The 18,360-nt window shown below is 52.0% G+C and carries 14 protein-coding genes; 12 read left to right on the top strand and 2 right to left on the bottom strand.

Going from position 1 to position 18,360, the window contains the following annotated elements; all coding sequences use genetic code 11:
• The first annotated feature begins 33 nt into the window (after positions 1-33).
• Positions 34-903 (top strand): DNA-3-methyladenine glycosylase 2, encoded by an 870-nt coding sequence (alkA, locus tag OGW44_RS11820; RefSeq protein WP_185654846.1) that lies wholly within the window; start codon positions 34-36, stop codon positions 901-903.
• Here the strand turns inward: alkA and OGW44_RS11825 are convergent.
• On the bottom strand, positions 871-4,200 hold the full coding sequence (locus OGW44_RS11825) for a diguanylate cyclase (RefSeq protein ID WP_049270765.1): 3,330 nt from the start codon (positions 4,198-4,200) through the stop codon (positions 871-873). The genes alkA and OGW44_RS11825 overlap by 33 nt on opposite strands.
• Positions 4,201-4,515: 315 nt before the next feature.
• Here OGW44_RS11825 and udk point away from each other — a divergent pair, with 315 nt between their 5' ends.
• The 3 genes from udk to asmA all read left to right on the top strand — a co-directional run bounded on the left by udk (position 4,516) and on the right by asmA (position 7,706).
• Complete coding sequence (gene udk, locus OGW44_RS11830; protein ID WP_003036776.1) at positions 4,516-5,157, top strand: uridine kinase; 642 nt, start codon at positions 4,516-4,518, stop codon at positions 5,155-5,157.
• A gap of 91 nt (positions 5,158-5,248) precedes the next feature.
• Positions 5,249-5,830: a dCTP deaminase gene (gene dcd / locus OGW44_RS11835; RefSeq protein WP_016153598.1), complete on the top strand. Its 582-nt coding sequence runs from the start codon at positions 5,249-5,251 to the stop codon at positions 5,828-5,830.
• A gap of 25 nt (positions 5,831-5,855) precedes the next feature.
• Positions 5,856-7,706 (top strand): outer membrane assembly protein AsmA, encoded by a 1,851-nt coding sequence (gene asmA / locus OGW44_RS11840; RefSeq protein WP_185654844.1) that lies wholly within the window; start codon positions 5,856-5,858, stop codon positions 7,704-7,706.
• Between the two features lie 44 nt (positions 7,707-7,750).
• On the opposite strand, the gene OGW44_RS11845 is transcribed toward asmA, so the two are convergent.
• Positions 7,751-9,334 carry a TerC family protein gene (locus OGW44_RS11845; RefSeq protein ID WP_019077138.1) on the bottom strand — a complete coding sequence of 528 codons (1,584 nt, stop codon included), beginning with the start codon at positions 9,332-9,334 and terminating at the stop codon, positions 7,751-7,753.
• 654 nt (positions 9,335-9,988) lie between these two features.
• Here OGW44_RS11845 and OGW44_RS11850 point away from each other — a divergent pair.
• From OGW44_RS11850 to wcaE, 8 genes are all read left to right on the top strand, one after another.
• The gene (locus OGW44_RS11850; protein ID WP_016153595.1) at positions 9,989-11,128 is read left to right on the top strand and encodes a polysaccharide export protein; all 1,140 of its coding nucleotides are present in this window, start codon (positions 9,989-9,991) and stop codon (positions 11,126-11,128) included.
• Positions 11,129-11,133: 5 nt separating this feature from the next.
• A complete protein-coding gene (gene wzb / locus OGW44_RS11855; RefSeq protein WP_016156925.1) occupies positions 11,134-11,583 on the top strand; it encodes a low molecular weight protein-tyrosine-phosphatase Wzb in 450 nt (149 codons plus the stop codon).
• Entirely contained in the window at positions 11,580-13,742 is a 2,163-nt protein-coding gene (gene wzc / locus OGW44_RS11860; protein WP_185654843.1) for a tyrosine-protein kinase Wzc, read from the top strand. The genes wzb and wzc overlap by 4 nt, the downstream gene beginning before the upstream one ends.
• Positions 13,743-13,862: 120 nt before the next feature.
• Positions 13,863-14,705, top strand: a complete 843-nt coding sequence (gene wcaA, locus OGW44_RS11865; RefSeq protein WP_016153592.1) for a colanic acid biosynthesis glycosyltransferase WcaA — start codon at positions 13,863-13,865, stop codon at positions 14,703-14,705.
• A 2-nt stretch (positions 14,706-14,707) separates the two neighbouring features.
• On the top strand, positions 14,708-15,196 hold the full coding sequence (gene wcaB, locus OGW44_RS11870) for a colanic acid biosynthesis acetyltransferase WcaB (RefSeq protein ID WP_016156923.1): 489 nt from the start codon (positions 14,708-14,710) through the stop codon (positions 15,194-15,196).
• Positions 15,193-16,410 (top strand): colanic acid biosynthesis glycosyltransferase WcaC, encoded by a 1,218-nt coding sequence (wcaC, locus tag OGW44_RS11875; RefSeq protein ID WP_065554134.1) that lies wholly within the window; start codon positions 15,193-15,195, stop codon positions 16,408-16,410. Before wcaB ends, wcaC begins: the two co-directional genes overlap by 4 nt.
• Positions 16,385-17,602 carry a colanic acid polymerase WcaD gene (wcaD, locus tag OGW44_RS11880; RefSeq protein ID WP_286454088.1) on the top strand — a complete coding sequence of 406 codons (1,218 nt, stop codon included), beginning with the start codon at positions 16,385-16,387 and terminating at the stop codon, positions 17,600-17,602. Before wcaC ends, wcaD begins: the two co-directional genes overlap by 26 nt.
• Positions 17,603-17,607: 5 nt before the next feature.
• On the top strand, positions 17,608-18,354 hold the full coding sequence (gene wcaE, locus OGW44_RS11885; protein ID WP_049270706.1) for a colanic acid biosynthesis glycosyltransferase WcaE: 747 nt from the start codon (positions 17,608-17,610) through the stop codon (positions 18,352-18,354).
• The last annotated feature ends 6 nt before the right edge of the window (positions 18,355-18,360 follow it).

The raw sequence follows: 18,360 nt of genomic DNA on the forward strand, positions 1-18,360 counted from the left end.
TATGCTGTAGGTTTGCATAAAAAGGAAAACTGAATGTTCACGCTGAGCTGGCAACCGCCTTATGACTGGCCCTGGATGCTGGGATTTCTTGCCGCCCGTGCGGTTAACGGTGTCGAAACGGTGGAGGAACTGAGTTATACCAGAAGCCTGTCCGTAGGGGAGCATCGGGGTCTGGTGCGCGTCGTACCGGATTTGCACGCCAATGTGCTACACGTGACGTTAAGTTCGGGATTACAACCCGCCGCCCCCGAGTGCCTGGCGAAAATAACCCGTTTGTTTGATCTTACCTGCTGCCCGCAGCAAATTGTCAGCGCGCTGGGAAGCCTTGGTGCGGCGCGTCCGGGACTGCGCCTGCCGGGATGTGTCGATGCTTTTGAGCAAGGGGTACGGGCGATTTTAGGGCAGTTAGTCAGCGTGGCTATGGCGGCAAAACTGACAGCGAAAGTCGCCCATGCTTATGGCGACACGCTGGAGGATGCGCCAGGGTATGTTTGTTTTCCCACGCCTGAAGCGCTTGCTGACGCCGAACCGTTGCACCTGAAAGCGTTAGGGATGCCGCTCAAACGCGCTGAAGCGTTGATTCACCTGGCGCGTGCAACGCTTGAAGGAACGCTTGCGACAGAAGCGCCTGACGATATTGAGCAAGGCGTTAAGCAACTACAAACGTTTCCCGGAATAGGGCGCTGGACCGCCAACTATTTTGCGCTGCGTGGTTGGCAGGCGAAGGATGTTTTTCTGCCGGATGATTATCTGATTAAACAGCGTTTTCCCGGCATGACGCCAGCCCAGATCCGGCGGTATGCAGAGCGTTGGAAACCCTGGCGCTCCTATGCACTCTTGCATATCTGGTACACGGATGGCTGGCAACCGTCAGTTGATGGCGAAATTACTGGTATTCAGTAGCAGATCCAACGGTTGGGCGTTGGCAATAATGTCGCCATAAATCATGTCAATACCGATGCCAGAAAGCGCATCCATGATAAGCGGCAACTGCACCGGACCGGCGATGCTTTTAATGTCCAGACGCTGGGCATGGCCCTGGATAATGGACACCCACATCTCGTCAATCAGGTCTCCGTGAGCGCTGGCGCTTAGCTCGCTGTCAAGCAACAGGTAATCGACAATGCGGTATTTCAGATTGTCAAAAAGCTCTAAATCACGACCGACCTGACTTAACACAATTCGACAACCGAACTGACGTAGCCGATGCAGGGCGGATATCGCCTGCGTTGGATTCGTTTTGATGACGCTGGCCGGAACGGTCAGGTGCAGCAGCCGCGGCGGTAACGGACTATGTTGCAATTGTTCCAGCAGCTCATCAACAAGTTCTGAATTGAGCAGCCCGGCGGCGGAAAGGGGGAGCGCAACACTGAGGCCCTTGCTGGCGACTGCTGGGGCCGCATTCTGGAAGAATTCGCTGAATACCCGACGGTCGAGCGCTTGATTCAATGTGGGATCGACCAGCCCGGTACGGAATGTCTGCTCTTCAATCACTTCGCCTTCAGCGGTCCCTAAGCGTAGCGATATAAGCCAGAAGCTAAACGTCTCAGGTATACGTGGAGAAGCCACGCCTCTGGCGATCATCAGCATCGGGCTGTGCGTAATGGTATGCTTTTGTTCGTCCAATGACAGTTGGCTACGCGCGGCATGCGCCTGGCTTTGCTGGGGTTCATAGACGCAGACACGCCCACGTCCGCTGTTTTTCGCCGCGTAGCAGGCGATATCCGCCTGAGACATGACGTCAGTCGCGATATGGTTTTTGTCATCAATCAGCGTAATTCCCGCACTGGCGCCAATGCGGTGCAAGCGGCCATCCCACATGAAGTGGTAATCGTTAATAGCACTGATGATGCGACCTGAGATGAAGCGGGCGCTTTCGATATTACAATCCGGCAGCAACAGACCAAACTCGTCGCCGCCAAGGCGCGCCAGCATATCGCTGGACCGCAGCATGCTTAGCATCAGTGAAGAGAGTTCGCGCAGCAGGGCATCGCCTGCGGCATGACCTGCGCTATCGTTCACCGCTTTAAAACGATCAAGATCGATAAAAACCAGCACATGACTCTGGTGCGCGTCGTGCACCGTATGCAGCAACTGTTTGAGATGGTTTTCAAAGCTGACCCGATTGGCCAACTGCGTCAGGTCGTCATGTGAAGCGCTGTAGCTAAGCTGGCGCAGCATCTTACGTGACTCGGTGACATCCTGAATAACCAGCACCGAGCCAATGCTGCCGCCATCAAGGGTGCTGAGGGGCGTGATGCTGTACTGAATGTCATAACTGTTGCCGTTGCGACAATGCAGGACGACTTCCTGCTCCATTGCCTTACGTGACATGTCGGCACTGTAGATATTTTCCATCAGCGGACCGTTATCGCCGAAAGTAATACGCAGTACTGTCAGGAGCGGAATGCCAATTGCGTTTTCCTGCTGCCAGCCGCTCATTTTCTCAGCGACCGGATTCATAAAGGTCACATTCATGTCGACATCAATACAAATCACCGCCTCGCCGATGGAGTCCAGCGTAATATGCAAACGCTCTTTTTCTTGAAACAGCGCTTCGTTGAGCTGCTTCACCTCGGTCATATCCATATTGATGCCAAGTAAGCGTTCAACTTCACCGTCTTTATTCAGTACCCGGTTGGCCAACGAGCGGATATGCCGTATGCCACCTTTTACTGCGATACGAAACTCAAGCTTAAACGGGGCTCGTGCGGCCAGCGAATCGCGAATCACATTTTCGGCGTGTTCGCGATCTTCAGGCACAACGCATTCATACCAGACTTGCCAACTGGGCTTGATATGTGCCGGGACTTCGTAGAGATCGAACATACGCTTATCCCAACTGATCACATCAGGCTGCAGTTCCCATTCCCAAATGCCGATCCCCCCGGCTTCATTAGCGAGCGTAATGCGCTCCATCAGCCGTTTGTTCATCCACTCGGTGTGCTTCAGATCGTTAATGTCCTCAATCTGCGCAATAAAGTAGAGTGGGGTGTTGTCGCTATGGCGCACCAGCGAAACGGCCAGCAAAGCCCATACCACCTCGCCTGCGCGCGTGTAATAGCGTTTCTCCATGGAATAGCTGTTAATTTCCCCGCGCGCCAGCATGTTTAACTGTTCGAGGTCATTGTTCAAATCTTCCGGCCAGGTTAATTGCTGGAAGGTGAGCGAACGTAGCTCCTCCTGGCTATAGCCCAGAAACTGGCACAAGGCTTTATTGGCCTGTAGCCATTGCCCCTCGGTCCCGACCAGCGCCATGCCAATTGCGGAATACTCCATAGCATTGCGAAAGCGCGCTTCGCTTTCTGAGATGTGCTTGCGTTCAGCCCGAAACGCGTACATCACCATGGTCATCATATTGGCTGGCAACAGGATCATCAAAAACGGCAGCCACGGTATGCTGGTCATCATGTTCTGTTTGGGGGTGTAGAGCAGCGAAGGGTCAGCGGCCAACATCAGCGAAACCATCATCACGGTGCTGAGGAAAATTAAAAACGCCTCCATACGCGGCAGACGGACAGCGCTCCACATCAACAGGACAATAACGCAGGTAAACGGCCATGGAATGAACATCATCGACAGCCAACTGAACGTTAACGTCACCAGAAGCGTAATCAGGGTTTCAAGCAGTAATCGCGGATTGCGGTGGCGCAGCAGATAATGTGGCTTAAACAGTAAACCTAATGGTACCAGCGCCAGCGCGCCGATGGATTCTGACAGCACCCAAATGAGGAAGGTATTTAACGACGTTTCTTGCGGTAATAATAACCAGAGTAATACGCCGCCCAGCAGCGGAGGGACCACTGCGCTGCCGAATGCCAGACGCGCCCAGTCGTTGAGATTTTGTAAAGGATTGTACCAGGGCAGCAGTTTGCGCAATAACATTGCCCCCACGACAGCCTCAATAATGTTGATGGCCGTGTAGGTAAAGCTAAGCGACTCTCCGGGGAAGAAGAGCAAAGAACCCGCGATGTTACCCAATGAGCACGCCAGCGCGATCCCCGGCCACATTTTTCCCGCATGGCGGTAAAAAGCCACCATCATGATTGAGGTCGGAAACCACAGCGGCGCCAGCTGCGCACCGAAACGAGACAGTTCCAGCGAGAACAGCGTGAAGATGAAAGCCACCAGACCTAAACTGGCCAGGCGCAGTAGAGGATGAGGTAAGGTAACTAAAACATGTTGGGATTGTTTACTCATTACCACTCTACCCAAATAGCCGTTGTCGCCCAGTAGAGATGCCGGACGCATCACATTTAATCTGGGTTTATGCTAGTACAAATAATTTACAATTTATACGCCAGCTGCTCATAAATTAACACTCTCAAGCTATTAATTACTAAGGCTGGCGAATAAATGTAGCGCATGCTTTAAATATGACCGTTTTAATTTGCGACAGGGAAGGCATTGGTGCAGCCTGGGCTGGCGTCGCGCCGCTGAAATCCCTATAATTGCCGCGTTTGGCGTTTCGGCGCCGCCCTTCCTAACATCCAGGTTAATCAGGTCGCTAAATTTATGACTGATCAGTCCCATCAGTGCGTCATTATCGGCATTGCCGGCGCATCGGCTTCCGGCAAGAGTCTTATTGCCAGTACTCTTTATCGCGAATTGCGTGAACAAGTCGGTGACGAACATATTGGCGTTATTCCCGAAGACAGCTATTACAAAGATCAAAGCCATCTATCGATGGAAGAGCGTGTAAAAACCAACTACGACCATCCGAACGCGATGGATCACAGCCTGCTGTTCCAACATCTGCAAACGCTGAAACGCGGTAGTGCCATTGAGCTGCCGGTGTACAGCTACGTTGAGCACACGCGCACGCAAGACACTATTCATATCGAACCCAAGAAAGTCATCATCCTGGAAGGCATTTTGCTGCTGACGGATGCGCGTTTGCGTGATGAGATGAACTTCTCTATTTTTGTTGATACCCCGCTGGATATTTGCCTGATGCGCCGTATCAAGCGCGATGTGAACGAACGTGGTCGTTCAATGGATTCAGTGATGGCGCAATATCAGAAAACCGTCCGTCCAATGTTCCTGCAATTTATTGAGCCTTCAAAACAATACGCCGACATCATTGTGCCGCGCGGGGGTAAAAACCGCATCGCCATCGATATTCTGAAGGCTAAAATCAGTCAGTTCTTTGAATAAGTTCAGCGAATTGTGTACCGTTCAGTGATAACCTGGTTCACCCTTAATGCACCTGGCATTAAGGGGTTGAAGCACGAAAGGAGAAAGTGCCATGCGTTTATGTGACCGAGATATTGAAGCCTGGTTGGATCAAGGTCGTCTGTCGATCAATCCACGCCCTCCTGTCGAGCGAATCAACGGCGCCACGGTAGATGTGCGCCTTGGCAACAAATTCCGTACGTTCCGCGGGCATACGGCGGCGTATATCGATCTGAGCGGACCGAAAGATGAAGTCAGCGCCGCGCTGGATCGCGTGATGAGTGATGAAATCGTCCTCAAAGACGGCGAGGCATTTTTCCTGCATCCGGGCGAACTGGCGCTGGCAGTGACGTTCGAATCCGTGACGCTGCCTTCCGATCTTGTGGGTTGGTTAGATGGCCGCTCTTCGCTGGCGCGTCTGGGACTGATGGTACACGTCACCGCACACCGTATCGATCCGGGCTGGTCTGGCTGTATCGTACTGGAGTTTTACAACTCCGGAAAACTACCGCTGGCCCTGCGTCCTGGCATGCCGATTGGCGCATTAAGCTTCGAACCGCTTTCCGGTCCGGCGGCGCGACCTTACAACCGTCGTCAGGATGCAAAGTATCGCGATCAGCAGGGCGCCGTTGCCAGCCGGATCGATAAAGACTGAGTATTTTCAGTCCATTGGGGATAGCATGAGACGATTTCTGACGACGCTGATGATTCTACTGGTCGTGCTGGTGGCCGGTTTTTCTGCGTTAGTACTGTTGGTTAATCCGAATGATTTCCGCGCATATATGGTCAAGCAGGTTGCTGCGCGTAGCGGATATCAGCTGCAGTTAGATGGCCCTCTGCGTTGGCACGTATGGCCACAGCTGAGTATCCTCTCGGGGCGCATGGTGTTAACGGCTGAAGGCGCCAGCGAACCCCTGATTCGTGCCGACAATATGCGTCTTGACGTCGCGTTGTGGCCGCTGTTGAGTCACCAGCTCAGCGTGAAGCAGGTGATGCTCAAAGGCGCGGTGATTCAACTGACCCCGCAAACTGAAGCGGTGCGCGGCGAAGATGCGCCCGTTGCCCCAAAAGACAATACCTTGCCCGACCTGGCTGAAGACAGAGGATGGTCGTTTGATATTGCCCGCCTGCGTGTTGCCGATAGCGTTCTGGTATTCCAGCATGAAGACGATGAACAGGTCACGGTTCGCGATATGCGTCTGGACATGGAACAGGATAACCAGCACCGCGGCACGTTTGATTTCTCCGGGCGCGTTAACCGCGATCAGCGTGACCTCGCGTTATCCTTCAACGGCAGCGTTGATGCCTCCGACTATCCGCATAACTTATCCGCGAATATTGAGCAGCTAAGCTGGCAACTGCAGGGGGCCGATCTACCGGCGCAGGGGATCAAAGGTCAGGGACAGTTTCAGGCGCAGTGGCTGGAAGAGAAAAAAAAGCTCGCGTTTAGCCAGATTCATTTGACCGCTAACGACAGCTCTCTCGCCGGGCAAGTTCATGTGACATTGTTGGAAAAACCAGAATGGGCCGTCGACCTGAAGTTTGGTCAGCTCAATCTGGACAATCTGCTCGTACAGCGTGAGGCTGTGACGACGAACGGTGAAGTTCAGCAAGGTCAGAGTCAGTCAACGCTGGCGCGCCCCGTCATTGCTTCCCAGGTTGATGCCGTTTCGTATCAGGGGCTGAAGGGATTTTCGGCAGACATCGCGTTGCAAGCTGACAAAGTGCTGTGGCGGAAAATGGCGTTTGACAATGTCTCGGCAAAAATTGACAACCAGTTCGGCTTATTGAACGTTACGCAGTTGCAGGGGAAAAGTGACGGCGGGCTGGTGTCGCTTCCTGGTATGCTGGATGCCAGAAAAGGACAGCCTCGAGCGGTCTTCCATCCGCGCCTGGAAGGCGTGGAAATTGGTACTATCCTGAAAGCCTTCGACTACCCCATCGCCCTCACCGGTAAGCTGTCACTGGCAGGGGATTTCTCTGGCTCAGATATTGATGCCCAGGCGTTTCGTCATAGCTGGCAAGGGCAGGCCCATGTCGAAATGAGCGATACGCGAATGGAAGGAATGAACTTCCAGCAGATGATACAACAGGCCGTCGAGCGTAGCGGTGGGGATGTTAAAGCTCAGCAAAACCTGGATAACGTGACCCGGTTGGATCATTTTGTAACCGATATGACGCTGGATAACGGCGAGGTTACGCTGGATAACATGGCGGGTGAGTCGGCGATGCTGGCGCTGACCGGCAAGGGAACGCTGGATCTGGTGAAGCTGAATTGCGACACGCTGTTTAACATTCGCGTGCTGGGCGGCTGGGATGGCGAAAGTAAGCTGATTAACTTCCTGAAGGCTACCCCGGTTCCTCTCAGAGTCTACGGTCAGTGGCAGGCGCTAAACTACAGTCTGCAGGTCGACCAGATTTTGCGTAAGCATTTGCAGGATGAAGCGAAACGTCGCCTTAACGACTGGGCCGATCGCAATAAAGACTCCCGCAACGGTAAAGATGTTAAAAAGTTGCTGGATAAACTCTGATTCATATTGCCGGATGGCGGTTGATGCCGCCTCCGGCTCGTGATTTACACCTCGTAATCCATCTCTTCTTCACTGTGCAGCGGTATCAGTTGGACTTTTTGCACGCGATGATTTTCCACCTGCAGGGTTTTTAGTCGATAGTCGCCGACCTGAACTTCCTCCCCGGTTTTCGGGATGCGCTGCAAATACTCCATTAACAGTCCGGCAATGGTGTGATATTCACGCTTATCATCTAACGGGATAGGCACGTACTGCACCAGATCTTCCAGCGGCATGTGTCCGTTTGCGGTCCATGAACCATCCGCGTTTTTCTGAATGTCATGGCGGGCGTCAATCTCCTCTACCTCATTTGGCAGGTTACCGGCGATGGTTTCCATCACGTCACTGAGCGTTACAATCCCTTCAACTGACCCAAATTCATCGGCCACAAAAGCGAAGTGCGTCCGGGCGTTACGAAACTGTTCAAGCGCCGGAAGCAGCGGCAGAGTTTCCGGGAATACCAACGGCTGGCGAATCAAGACGCGTAAGTCGAGCGGCTCGCCGCGAAGAGATTGCTGCAGCAGGTCGATGACATGCACCACGCCCAGCAGGTCTTCCTGCTCATCTTCGCCGGTGACCACCAGACGCGTATGCTGGTTTTTTTCCAGCAAAGCGCGGATTTCTGTTTCCGGCGCATTGAGGTCGATGTGCTCAATATCATGGCGCGAGGTCATGATGCTGCTGACCGTACGCTGATTAAGGTTCAGCACACGTTCAATCATCCGCCGTTCCTGAGGGGCAAAAATTTGGCCTTCATGATGGTCTGCCAGCATGGCCGCGGTTTCGGCATCCAGTTCGGCGTCTTCTTTTTGCCCGCTCAGCAGTCGCATTACCGCCTCGGCGGTGCGCTGGCGCAGGGTATGGTTGGCTGACAGGAAGCGACGACGGTTAAAGATAGCCAACTGGTTCAATGCTTCTATCATGACCGAGAAGCCGATGGCGGCGTACAGGTAACCTTTCGGAATATGGAAACCAAACCCATCGGCGACCAGACTGAAACCAATCATCAGCAAGAAGCTCAGGCACAGAATGACGATAGTTGGATGGCTGTTGACAAAGCGCGTCAGCGACTTGCTGGCAAGCACCATCAGGCTGATGGCAATAATCACCGCGGCCATCATTACCGCCAGGTGATCGACCATCCCTACGGCGGTAATGACGGAATCCAGGGAGAAGATAGCGTCCAGCACGACTATTTGCGCGACGACGCCCCAGAACTTAGCGCCTTTACGCTGGGTCGGGTTCTCGCTGTCTTTGCCTTCCAGCCGTTCGTTTAGCTCCATGGTGGCTTTAAACAGCAGGAAGAAACCGCCGAACAGCATGATCAGATCGCGCGCGCTGAAGCTCAGGCCGCGAATGCTGAACAGCGGCGTGGTCAGCGTTACCAGCCATGATATTGATGCCAACAGCAGCAGGCGCATGACCATCGCCAGCAGTAGCCCGGTAATACGCGCCTTATCCCGCTGGGCAGGAGGCAGTTTCTCCGCGAGGATGGCAATAAAAACAAGATTATCAATGCCAAGAACAAGTTCGATCACGATTAGCGTGACGAGTCCGGCCCAGATTGACGGATCGGCAATCCATTCCATAGTAAATGCTATACCCATAGTTGTATGACAATTGTCACAATTCGATCATGGGTAAAACTGGCGAAAAATGCAATGGCGAGGAGGGATTTCTCTGTAGGCTATTACAACCAGGTACGGGATATTAGCCTTAATGTAACTACAGGAAATAATATTATTAATCCAAAGCTCTTTAAGAAATATCGCAGGTGGGATATTTATATATTAATGTTGTCAATATCAATAAAATCCTAAAAATATACAAATTCAACGCTTAATATTAATCTTAAAAGCAAGTTGTCGGTAACTTGTTACCTTGCCTGATATTCGCTTAGCTGCAACAATTCCTCCGGTAATAATCAAAAGATAAATATTTCCTTATCAACCAGCGGCGCTATTCCTGATGCGTTCCCGTTGTGAATGTTATGAAAATAAAGGAGAAGATAAAAATTTAAATTAATCAGTGCATTGGTAGCTAATGAAGCCAGGGGCGGTAGCGTGTCTGGTCGCCTGAGACGAGCCTAAATTATTCTGTCAAGAGACCGCAGATGAATTCATTTTTTTTAGGACAGATGCCAGTTAAATTCCATTTCAATTAACGGCAAGGTAAATGCGTACAGGCGAAGTCGCTATTTAGATCGCACATGATAATTACTCTGCCAAAGTGATAAATAATCAATGATGAAATCCAAACTTAAATTGATGCCTGTATTGGTATCGGTAATCTTGATAAACGGTTGTACCGTGCTTCCGGGCAGCAATATGTCTACGATGGGCAAAGATGTGATTAAACAGCAGGACGCTGATTTTGATATCGATCGCATGGTGAATGTTTATCCACTCACCCCACGACTGGTCGAACAATTACGTCCCCGACCAAATGTTGCGCAGCCTAATATGTCTCTCGACCAGGAGATTGCCGGGTATCAGTACCGGGTTGGCCCGGGCGATGTCCTGAATGTTACCGTCTGGGATCATCCTGAACTCACCACGCCGGCCGGGCAGTATCGTAGCTCAAGTGATGCCGGCAACTGGGTGCAGCCTGATGGCACCATGTTTTACCCCTACATCGGCAAAGTTAGCGTGTCAGGGAAAACGTTGGCCGAAATTCGTAGTGATATTACCGGGCGCTTAGCGAAGTACATTGCTGACCCGCAGGTGGACGTTAATATCGCCGCTTTCCGTTCGCAGAAGGCCTATGTCTCCGGGCAGGTGAACAAATCCGGCCAGCAGGCCATCACCAACGTGCCGCTTACCATTCTCGATGCCATTAACGCCGCAGGCGGTCTCACCGAGGCGGCAGACTGGCGCAACGTTGTACTGACTCATAAAGGGCAGGAGCAACGCATTTCACTGCAAGCGCTAATGCAAAATGGCGACCTGAGCCAGAACCGTCTGCTCTATCCTGGCGACATCCTGTTTGTTCCGCGTAATGACGATTTGAAAGTCTTCGTGATGGGGGAAGTGAAAAAACAGAGCACCCTCAAAATGGACTTCAGCGGCATGACGCTCACCGAAGCACTCGGCAACGCGGAAGGTATCGACCTGACCACCTCCAACGCCAGCGGCATTTTCGTTATTCGTCCATTGAAAGGCGAGGGCGGGAACAACGGCAAGATTGCCAATATCTATCAGCTTGATATGTCCGATGCGACATCGCTGGTGATGGCGACGTCATTCCGACTCCAGCCATACGATGTGGTGTACGTCACTACCGCGCCGGTTGCTCGCTGGAACCGTTTGATCAATCAGTTGCTGCCGACTATTAGCGGTGTTCGCTATATGACGGACACGGCCAGCGACCTTCACAACTGGTAATCGTCATGTTTAACAAAATCTTAGTTGTCTGTGTGGGGAACATTTGCCGCTCTCCGACGGCAGAGCGCTTGTTAAGGCAATTTCACCCGGCGCTGACGGTCTCTTCTGCCGGCCTCGGGGCGTTGGTAGGCAAAGGCGCGGACCCGTGCGCCATCAGCGTGGCGCAGGCGCACAACCTGTCACTGGAGAATCATTGTGCCCGGCAGATCTCGGGACGAATGTGCCGGGAGTATGACCTGATCCTGACCATGGAAAAACGCCATATCTCTGCCCTGTGTGAAATGGTGCCGGAGATGCGCGGCAAAGTGATGTTGTTTGGTCACTGGGACAGCGAGCGCGAAATTCCCGATCCGTATCGTAAAAGCCGTGATGCGTTTGACGCGGTGTACGCATTACTTGAACGGTCTGCACGCCAATGGGCTCAGGCACTGAACGCAGAGCAGGGAAAACAATGATAGAAAAAGTAAAACAGTCTGCTGCGCCGGTAACGGGCAATGATGAAATCGATATTGGCCGTCTGGTGGCAACGGTGGTGGAAGCCCGCTGGTGGGTGCTTGGTATTACTGCGGCATTTGCATTATGCGCAGCGGTTTACACGCTATTTGCCACTCCGATCTACAGTGCGGACGCGCTGGTGCAAATTGAGCAAAATACCGGAAATTCACTGGTGCAGGATATTGGCTCGGCGTTGTCGAACAAACCTCCGGCCTCTGAAGCGGAAATTCAGCTCATCCAGTCACGGCTGGTATTGGGGAAAACGGTAGACGATCTCAACCTGGATATCGCGGTTACCAAAGATACGTTCCCCATTTTTGGCGCGGGTTGGGATCGGTTGATGGGTCGCCAGAACGAAACGGTTAACGTGACGACTTTCACGCTGCCAAAGGCAATGAATGAACAGACCTTCACGCTAAGCGTGCTGAATGACAAAAGTTATCAGCTGGTGAGTGACGGAGGTTTTAGCGCCCAGGGGCAGGTTGGGCAGGTGCTGAAACATGACGGCGTGACGATGCTGGTCGAGGCGATCCATGCCAGCCCTGAGAGCCAATTTACCGTCAGCAAATTCTCCACGCTGGGCATGATCAACACCTTGCAAAATAATCTGATGGTGACGGAAACCGGCAAAGACACTGGCGTACTGAGCCTGACCTTTACCGGCGAAGACCGCGAGCAAATCCGCCAGATCCTTGACAGTATTACCCGCAACTATCTGCAACAAAACGTGGAGCGTAAATCTGAAGAGGCCGCCAAAAGTCTGGCGTTTCTGGCAAAGCAGTTGCCCGAGGTACGTAACCGGCTGGACGTTGCCGAAAACAAGCTGAATGCCTTTCGTCAGGACAAAGACTCCGTGGATTTGCCGCTGGAAGCCAAAGCGGTGCTGGATTCCATGGTGAATATTGATGCGCAGCTTAATGAGCTGACCTTCAAAGAAGCGGAGATTTCCAAGCTGTTCACCAAAGCGCACCCTGCGTACCGCACCTTGTTGGAAAAACGCCAGGCGCTGGAAGATGAGAAAAGCAAGCTGAACGGGCGCGTAACGGCGATGCCGAAAACGCAGCAGGAAATTGTCCGTCTGACGCGTGACGTGGAGTCCGGCCAGCAGGTCTATATGCAGCTGCTGAACAAGCAACAGGAGCTGAAGATTACCGAGGCCAGTACGGTCGGAGATGTGCGCATCGTCGATCCCGCGATTGCCCAGCCTGGCGTGCTGAAGCCGAAAACGACGCTGATTATTCTCGGCAGCATCATTCTTGGTTTGATGCTTTCAGTGGTGGGCGTACTGCTGCGTTCCCTGTTTAATCGCGGCATTGAAAGCCCACAGGCGCTGGAAGAGCATGGTATCAGCGTGTATGCCAGCATTCCGCTATCAGAATGGCAAAAAGCACGCGATAACGTGCAGACCATTAAAGGCGTGAAACGCTACAAGCAAAGCCAGTTGCTGGCAGTGGGGAATCCGACGGATCTTGCGATAGAAGCGATCCGCAGCCTGCGTACCAGCCTGCACTTTGCCATGATGCAGGCGCGCAACAACGTCTTGATGCTGACCGGTGTCAGCCCGTCGATTGGTAAAACATTTGTCTGCGCCAACCTGGCGGCGGTCGTTAGTCAGACCAACAAACGCGTGCTGTTGATCGACTGCGACATGCGCAAAGGCTATACCCACGAGCTGCTGGGGACCAATAACGTTAACGGTCTGTCTGAGATCCTCATCGGCAAGGGGGATATCTCATGCAGTGCGAAACCGACATCGATTCCACATTTCGATCTGATCCCTCGCGGACAAATTCCCCCCAACCCCTCCGAGTTGCTGATGAGTGAACGCTTTGGCGAACTGATTGCATGGGCCAGCTCGCACTATGACCTGGTGCTGATCGATACCCCGCCAATACTGGCGGTGACCGACGCGGCTATCGTGGGGCGTCACGCTGGAACCACGCTGATGGTGGCGCGTTACGCGGTCAACACGCTGAAAGAGGTGGAAACCAGCCTGAGTCGCTTTGAGCAAAACGGCATTCAGGTGAAAGGGGTGATCCTGAACTCGATCTTCCGCCGCGCCAGCGGGTATCAGGATTACGGTTACTACGAATACGAGTACACCTCGGATACGAAATAGGTTACGAACATTGCCGGATAGCGGCCCACAAAAACATATTTATACCCTAAATAATTCGAGTTGCAGGAAAGCCAACGCAGATGCAACTCGAAGTATGACGGGGATATCTGGGAAACGAAAATGACGACAGACAACCCGCTAATTTCAATTTATATGCCCACCTGGAACCGTCAGCAACTGGCCATCCGGGCGATTAAATCGGTACTGCGCCAGGACTATCCTCACTGGGAGATGATCATTGTGGATGATTGCTCTTCCTCGTATGAGCAACTGCAGCAATTTGTTGAAGAACTCAACGATCCGCGTGTGTCGTATACGCGTAATCCCACTAACTCCGGAGCCTGTGCGGTGCGTAATCAGGCCATCATGCAGGCCAGTGGGCAATATATTACGGGTATTGATGATGATGATGAATGGACGCCGAACCGCCTGAGCGTATTTCTCAATTATCGCCATCATCTGGTGACGCGGGCGTTTCTGTATGCCAATGACTATGTCTGTGAAGGCGAAGTATATTCGCAGCCGACCAGTTTGCCGCTCTATCCGAAGGCCGTTTATTCACGCCGTAAATTTTATAAGCGCAATATTATTGGTAATCAGGTATTTACCTGGGCCTGGCGGTTTAAAGCATGCCTGTTCGATACCACGCTGAAAGCGGCGCAGGATTATGACATTTTCCTGCGCATGGTGGTGGCGTATGGCAAACCGTGGAAGGTAAAAGAGGCAACGCAGATCCTGCATGTGAATCACGGTGAAATGCGTATTACCTCATCCCCGCATAAATTCTCCGGCTACTTTCAGTTCTACCGTAAGCACAAAGGCAAATTTGACCGGGCCAGCAAGAAATATCAGCTGTTTACCCTCTACCAGATCCGCAACAAACGGATGAACTGGCGCACGTTGCTGACGCTGCTTTCTGTTCGCAATAGTAAGCGCCTGGCCGACGGACTGCGAGGACGCTAAGTATGCTGGAAGATTTGCGCGCGAACGGCTGGAGTCTGCGACCCTGCTGCATGGTGGTGGCCTATCGGATTGCCCATTTTTGCTCCGTCTGGCGTAAAAAAAATGTCTTGAACAACCTGTGGGCGGCGCCGGTGCTGGTGATGTATCGCCTTATCACTGAATGCGTGTTTGGCTATGAAATCCAGGCCGCTGCATCTATTGGTCGTCGTTTCACCATCCATCATGGCTATGGGGTGGTGATCAATAAACACGTGGTGGCGGGGGATGATTTCACCCTGCGCCATGGCGTCACCATCGGCAATCTTGGCGGCAACGATCTGTCCTGTCCGGTCATCGGTAACGGCGTTGAGCTGGGGGCCAATGTCACTCTGCTTGGCGGCGTTGCCATTGGCGATAACGTGACGATTGGCGCCGGGAGCGTCGTAGTGGATAGCATCCCGGACAATACGTTGGTCGTGGGCGAGAAGGCACGGGTGAAGGTAATAAAATGAAGATATTACAGTTTAATGTGCGGCTCGCAGAAGGCGGGGCGGCAGGCGTGGCGTTAGATTTGCATCTGAGGGCGCTGGAAAAAGGGCTGTCATCGCATTTTGTCTACGGCTATGGCAAAGGCGGTAAGAAAAGCGTCAGCCATGCGAATTACCCGCAGGTTATCAAACATACGCCACGTCTGACGTCGGCGGCGAACATTGCGCTGTTTCGTTTCGCGAACCGCGACATGTTTGGCAATCTCGACAAGTTGTACCGTACGGTAACCCGCACTTCCGGCCCTCTGGTACTGCATTTTCATGTGTTGCACAGCTACTGGTTGAATCTGGAAGAGGTGGTCGCCTTTTGCCAAAAAGTGAAGGCGCATAAACCGGATATCACCTTCGTCTGGACGCTGCACGATCACTGGAGTGTGACCGGGCGCTGTGCCTTTACCGATGGCTGCGAAAGCTGGAAAACGGGCTGTCAGAAATGTCCAACGCTCAGTAACTATCCGCCGGTAAAAATCGATAAAGCCCATCAACAGTTGCCTGGTAAACGGCAGATGTTTCGCGCCATGCTGGCGCTGGGCTGCCAGTTCATCTCGCCCAGTCAGCATGTGGCCGATGCATTCAACAGTCTGTATGGCGCCGGTCGTTGCCGCATTATTAACAACGGCATCGATGTGGCAACGGAAGCCATTCTTGCCGAACTTCCCGCTAAGCATGAGGAAAGCGGCAGACCAAAAATCGCCGTAGTGGCCCATGACCTGCGCTATGACGGTAAAACCAGTCAGCAACTGGTGCGAGCGATGATTGCGCTCGGAGAAAAAATTGAGCTGCATACCTTCGGCAAATTTTCCCCGTTTGTGGGGGATAACGTCATCAATCACGGGTTTGAGAGCGATAAGCGCACGTTGATGAGCGCGCTTAACGAGATGGATGGGCTGGTGTTCAGCTCGCGCGTTGATAACTACCCGCTGATTCTGTGCGAAGCGCTTTCCATCGGCGTACCGGTGATTGCTACGCACAGCGATGCCGCGCAGGAAGTGCTGGCGAAATCGGGCGGCAAAACGTTCAGCGAAGCGGACGTTTTGCACCTGGTGCAACTGAAAAGATCAGACATTGCGCAGGCGGTATTTGACACGTCGCTTGCCGCGTTCAGCCAGCGCAGCCGGGTGGCATACAGTGGACAACAGATGCTGGAGGAGTATGTCTCGTTCTATCAGAATCTGTAGCTATCTGGTGCTACCGCTGCTTTATCTGCTGGTTAACGTCAAACTCGCCCAGCTTGGCGAGAGCTTCCCGATAACTATCGTCACGTTCTTGCCCGTTCTGCTGTTGCTGTTTGTCGAGCGCATCAATATTAAAAAATTAATGATTGCGCTGGGCGTAGGAGGCGGACTGACGGCGTTTAACTATCTGTTCGGACAATCACTGGATGCCAGCAAGTACGTGACGTCCGCAATGCTGTTTGTCTATACCGTGGTGATTATCGGTATGGTGTGGAGTATTCGCTTCAAAACCATTTCGCCGCATAACTACATTAAGATCTTGCGTTTTTTCTGGCTGGTTGTGTGCCTGGTGGTGGGGTTAGCTGCGGTGGAAATGGCGCAGATAATTCTTAGTGGCGGCAGCAGTTTAATGGAAGTTATTTCGAAATATCTTATTTACAGTAATAGCTATGTTCTGAACTTTATTAAGTTTGGCGGGAAGCGTACCACTGCACTCTATTTCGAGCCGGCATTCTTCGCTCTGGCGTTAATCTCAATTTGGCTCAGTATCAAACAGTTTGGTATCAAAACGCCTAAGTCCGATGCTATGATTCTGGCAGGGATAATATTATCAGGATCGTTTTCAGGGGTAATGACATTTATTTTGTTTTACCTCCTGGAGTGGGCGTTCCAGTATCTGAATAAAGATGCGATAAAAAAGAAGTTGCCGCTGGCGATAATCTCATTATGCGTGTTTGTTGTTGGTGTGATATTTGCGTTTCCGTACATCGCGACACGGCTTGGAGATTTAGGAACTGAAGGCTCATCATCGTATTATCGTATCGTGGGACCATTAGTAATGGTCGGTTATTCGTTACTTAACGTTGATGGGGTAGTGAGATTCGGCTCACTTTATGAATATGTTGCGTCATTCGGAATTTTTAACGGTGCAGATGTTGGTAAAACGATAGACAATGGCTTGTATCTGCTGATTATTTATTTCTCATGGTTCGCGGTGATATTAGCCCTGTGGTACATGGGGAAAGTCATGAAGATGATGATCAATGCGTTTGGTGATAATCAGAATTATCGGGTGCAGCTTTATCTTTTTACGCCGCTGTCGCTGTTTTTTACAGGTTCAGTATTTAGTCCGGAATACGCATTTTTAATTGTATGTCCGTTTATTTTGCGCAAGGCGCTGAATATAGCGAGGTAGAACGCATGCTGCTCAGTATTATTACCGTCGCCTTTCGTAATCTGGAAGGGATCGTCAAAACTCACGCGTCGTTAGCTCATCTGACGCAGGCGGGTGATATCAGTTTTGAGTGGATTGTTGTTGATGGCGGCTCCTCTGACGGTACCTCGGCCTTTCTTGAAGGGCTCAGTGGAGAGCACCGGTTACGGTTTGTCAGCGAGCCGGATAAGGGCATCTATGATGCAATGAATAAAGGTATCGCTATGGCGCGCGGGCGGTTTGCGCTGTTCCTCAACTCCGGGGATATTCTGCATGCAGATGCTGCTCATTTTATCCGCCAGCTAAAAACGCAGAGCGATAAAGCGATGGTCATTGGCGATGCGTTGCTGGATTTCGGTAATGGTAACAAAATTAAGCGGCGGGCCAAGCCGGGTTGGTATATTTATCACAGCCTTCCCGCCAGCCATCAGGCAATCTTCTTTCCTCTCTCTGGACTGAATGTCTGGCGCTATGATTTGCAATATAAGATATCGTCTGATTACGCACTGGCAGCCAAATTATACAAGTCAGGTTACGCGTTTAAAAAGCTGAGCGGGCTGGTGTCAGAGTTTTCCATGGGTGGGGTGTCAACGACGAATAATCTGGAATTGTGCCGGGATGCAAAAAAGGTACAGCGCCAGATATTACACATGCCAGGTTTTTGGACCGGGTTGTCAGAATATTTACGTCTGCGCACAACCGGTAAAACAAAAACCTTATATGGAAAAGCGTAAGGGTAC

This window comes from Citrobacter sp. Cb023 (genome assembly GCF_030336805.1).
Classification (GTDB): Bacteria; Pseudomonadota; Gammaproteobacteria; order Enterobacterales; family Enterobacteriaceae; genus Citrobacter; species Citrobacter braakii.